At 58.1% G+C, this 3,805-nt stretch carries 3 protein-coding genes; 2 read left to right on the forward strand and 1 reads right to left on the reverse strand.

The window, feature by feature from the left end:
• Positions 1–130 precede the first annotated feature (130 nt).
• Positions 131–1,138 (reverse strand): phosphoribulokinase, encoded by a 1,008-nt coding sequence (locus tag NW819_RS07170; RefSeq protein ID WP_414330815.1) that lies wholly within the window; start codon positions 1,136–1,138, stop codon positions 131–133.
• Positions 1,139–1,489: 351 nt separating this feature from the next.
• Here NW819_RS07170 and NW819_RS07175 point away from each other — a divergent pair, with 351 nt between their 5' ends.
• Together NW819_RS07175 and leuS are read left to right on the forward strand one after the other, a co-directional pair.
• The gene (locus NW819_RS07175) at positions 1,490–2,380 is read left to right on the forward strand and encodes a ferredoxin--NADP(+) reductase (RefSeq protein WP_414388625.1); all 891 of its coding nucleotides are present in this window, start codon (positions 1,490–1,492) and stop codon (positions 2,378–2,380) included.
• Between the two features lie 284 nt (positions 2,381–2,664).
• The coding region (leuS, locus tag NW819_RS07180) for a leucine--tRNA ligase (RefSeq protein ID WP_414413335.1) at positions 2,665–3,805 on the forward strand (1,141 nt) is incomplete at its 3' end.

Consider the following 3,805-nt stretch of genomic DNA (forward strand, 5'->3'; position numbering starts at 1 on the left):
GGAAAGATCTCCAACTGGAATCCCTGCATATGCCAAAACCTTGTTGCCGACCTCTACCGGGTCAGCCAACCTATGCCAACACTTTAGCGGCAAAAGGGATTCTCCTTAAGTGCTCAAGCGGGGCAAATCCTCAGGAAGCCACTGCTAGCTCTTTGGCTTCTGCCCGAATTTGCTCGTAAAGGGCGCGCAGCTTCAGGCCCACGATGACCTGAATCAGACCAGAGCCATTGCGGGATCCCGGGTATTCCGGGTGCTTGCGCAACAGTTCCGTCAGCTCGCCATAGTAGCGGGTGGACAAGTTGCTCAGGTGGTTCTCGATGTAGATGACCTCTTCCAGCTTGTCGAAGGTGCCGTCGATCTCCAGAATCGAAACCGGGTGCTCGAAGTAGGTGGAAGGGCCATAGTGGAGGCGGATCCCCGGGTAGGAACAGGTCAGCTTTTTGCCGCAGGGGATCCAATCAATGGTGGAGCCTTCGTCAAAGAGATAAACATGGTCGAAGTACTTCACCCCTTCCCGCTGGATCAGCCGCACCCGCAGTACTTTGTGCTCTGGATCCAGCTCCGGCAACAACTGGGTAGGCAAAACCTCAATGACGGCATCGGCGTACTGCTTCTGCACATCGACATAGGCTTCAAAGTCCGGGCGGCGAGCCTCGATTGAGCGCAACACATCTTCGTAGGTGTGGCCCCGCTCCGCCATGTCCCGCTTCACTTTCCAAGCAATCTTGATCTCTGGGGCCAGATCCAAGTACACCTTGAAGTCCAGCAGCTGGCGCACCCGCTCGTCATACATGGGATGCAGCCCCTCCAGGACGATGATGCGGTTGGGCTCCACCAGCTCCGGTGGGTCAATCAGCCCCGTCTCGTGGTTGTAGATGGGCTTCATCACACTTTGGCCGTTCTTAAGCGCCTTGGCCTGCTCGTACATTAGGTCGAAGTTGTTGGCGCGGGGATCCAGCGCCGTGATGCCCTTCTCTTTGCGCTGGTAGCGATCCAAGGAGTGATAGTCATCCAGACAGATGGTGGTAATCAGATCCCGGCCAAATAGATCCCCCAGCCGGCGTAAAAAGGTGGACTTGCCACAGCCAGAATCTCCGGCGACACCAATCATCACAACACGATCAGGACTGCTTGCCATGGGAACTCCTTGGGGACGGGCAGGGCAAAACTGAGAAAAAGGCTCTAGAAAGTTACCAACTGTTACGGTCTTGCATGATACCAAATAAAGCCGTTACATCACAAGCCGCTGGCAGGCCAGAGAGGTGGGCACCCTAAGCAACAATTTAACAAAAAATCCATATTTTTGGCCGATGAGCTTGGCCGGGATTATTTTTCCGGGGTTGCCGCTCTCAGGACGGCCTGGGGGGCTGGCGAAGGTCGTCTGCTTCTCCTCTGACAAGTTCCATTTGAGCAGCCGGGCTGCTGTGGTGTTTGCTATTTTGCTATATGTAAACTCATTTCCTCCCAGTGCCAGGAGCAGATCGCAGGTATGGTTGCCAGCGCAGAAAAGCGAGAGGTTGTCGTCAATCTGTATCGTCCCAACGCACCGTTGATCGGCCACTGCGTGGAGACCTACTCCATTGTCGGTGAAGGAGCACCCGGACTGACTAAGCACATTGTGCTCAGCTTGCCGGATCCCAACTACCGCTACCTAGAAGGGCAAAGCGTTGGCATTATCCCTCCTGGCGAAGATGCCAAGGGCAAGCCCCACAAGCCCCGCCTCTACTCGATCGCTTCCACCCGCTTTGGCGATGATGGCGAGGGACGCACCGTCTCTTTGAGCGTGAAGCGGGCCGAATATGTCGATAAAGAGACGGGCCAACCGGGGGTGGGGGTCTGCTCCGGCTTCCTCACCGATTTGAAGGCAGGCGACGAGGTGATGATCACGGGGCCATCGGGGAAAACCTTCCTGTTGCCTGAAGATGAGAATGCCAACCTGATCTTGATCGCCACCGGCACCGGCATTGCCCCTTTTCGCGCTTTCATCAAGCACCTGTTTGAGGAGGATCCCAACTATCAGGGCAAGATCTGGCTGTTCTTTGGGGTGCCCACCACCTCCACCTTGCTCTACCACGGGGATCTGGAGGCCTGGAAAGCCCAGTACGGGGATCGCTTCCGCGTCGATTACGCCATCAGCCGCGAGCAACAAACCCCCGATGGCAAGAAAATGTACGTGCAAAACCGCATGGCCGAGTACGGCGCCGAGCTGTGGGAGATGCTGCAACAGCCCAACACCTACACCTACATCTGCGGCCTCAAGGGGATGGAGGACGGGATCAACAACGTCATGGGGCCTTTGGCCGAACAAGCCGGTCAGGATTGGAGCAAGTTCCAGAAGGAACTGAAGAAAGCAGACAGGTGGCACGAAGAAACCTACTGATCCCTGCTTGTCGGGTTTTCAGAGCCAAAGGGATCCCGCTCCTCTGCAAGGTGCCGGATGAGGCTATCCGTACCGTGTGGTCGATGGGCAATAGTTTGTGGCACAGGCTGGGCAGCTAGGGGACAAGAATGTGGTGCAGGAGCTTCTTTCCCGAAGTGCTTCGTGAAACTCGTGACCAGAGCCTTGCCCGAGAGCTGTGCTCCGCCGGCGCGATTGGCGTGGGGAGTATGTCAAAATGCTTCTATCTCCCAGCGTATGCGCTTTTTTCCCAGGAGCATCGAACCGTGGACGCGCGCTACAATCCCCAGGCCATTGAGAGCAAGTGGCAGGCCCACTGGCGTGAAATCGGGCTGGATCGCACCCCAGAGCTGAAGGACGGGAGCCGCAAATTTTATGCCCTGTCTATGTTCCCCTATCCCAGCGGCAACCTGCACATGGGGCATGTGCGCAATTACACCATCACCGATGTGATTGCCCGCCACAAACGAATGCAGGGATACGCGGTGTTGCACCCGATGGGCTGGGATGCCTTTGGCCTGCCGGCGGAGAATGCCGCCATCGACCGGGGGATCCCACCGGCCAAGTGGACCTACCAAAACATTGCCCAGATGCGGGATCAGTTGCAGCGGTTGGGCCTGTCCTACGACTGGGAGCGGGAGATCACCACCTGCGCCCCCGACTACTACAAGTGGACGCAGTGGATCTTCCTGCAATTTTTGCAGGCGGGCTTGGCCTACCAGAAAGAGGCGGCGGTGAACTGGGATCCGGTGGATCAGACGGTGTTGGCCAACGAGCAGGTGGATGCGGAGGGGCGTTCCTGGAGATCCGGCGCCCTGGTGGAAAAGCGCATGCTCAAGCAGTGGTTTTTCAAAATCACCGCCTATGCCGACCAACTGCTGGCGGATCTGGAAAAGCTCTCCGGCTGGCCGGAGCGGGTGCGCACCATGCAGGAGAACTGGATCGGCCAATCGGTGGGGGCTAAGGTGATTTTCAAAACCGAGGCAGGGGACGAGCTGGCAGTATTCACCACCCGGCCTGATACCCTCTGGGGGGCCACCTTCATGGTGATGTCGCCGGAGCACCCCTTGGTGGACAAGCTCACCACTGCCGAGCAACTGCAGGCCGTCAGAGCCTATCAAGCCCAGGCCGCTGCCCGCAGCGAGATCGAGCGCAGCGCTGAAGACCGGGAAAAGACAGGGGTTTGGACGGGATCCTACGCCATCAACCCCGTTAACCAAGAGCGGATCCCCATCTGGATTGCCGACTATGTGTTGATGGGCTACGGGACGGGGGCCATCATGGCCGTGCCCGCCCACGACCAGCGGGATTTCGAGTTTGCCCGCAAGTTCGGCCTGCCCATCAAGCGGGTGGTGCAGCCGCCGGAGGGTTCTCCGGCCTCAGCGGATCGCGCCAGCGGGACGGAGT

Origin of the sequence: Synechococcus sp. R8-2 (assembly GCF_047461715.1) — a bacterium.
In the GTDB taxonomy this organism is placed as follows: domain Bacteria; phylum Cyanobacteriota; class Cyanobacteriia; order Thermostichales; family Thermostichaceae; genus Thermostichus.

Coding starts and splice junctions, on each gene's coding strand:
- NW819_RS07170 (WP_414330815.1), bottom strand. CDS start 1,138: ATGGCAAGCAGTCCTGATCGTGTTGTGATGATTGGTGTCGCCGGAGAT.
- NW819_RS07175 (WP_414388625.1), top strand. CDS start 1,490: ATGGTTGCCAGCGCAGAAAAGCGAGAGGTTGTCGTCAATCTGTATCGT.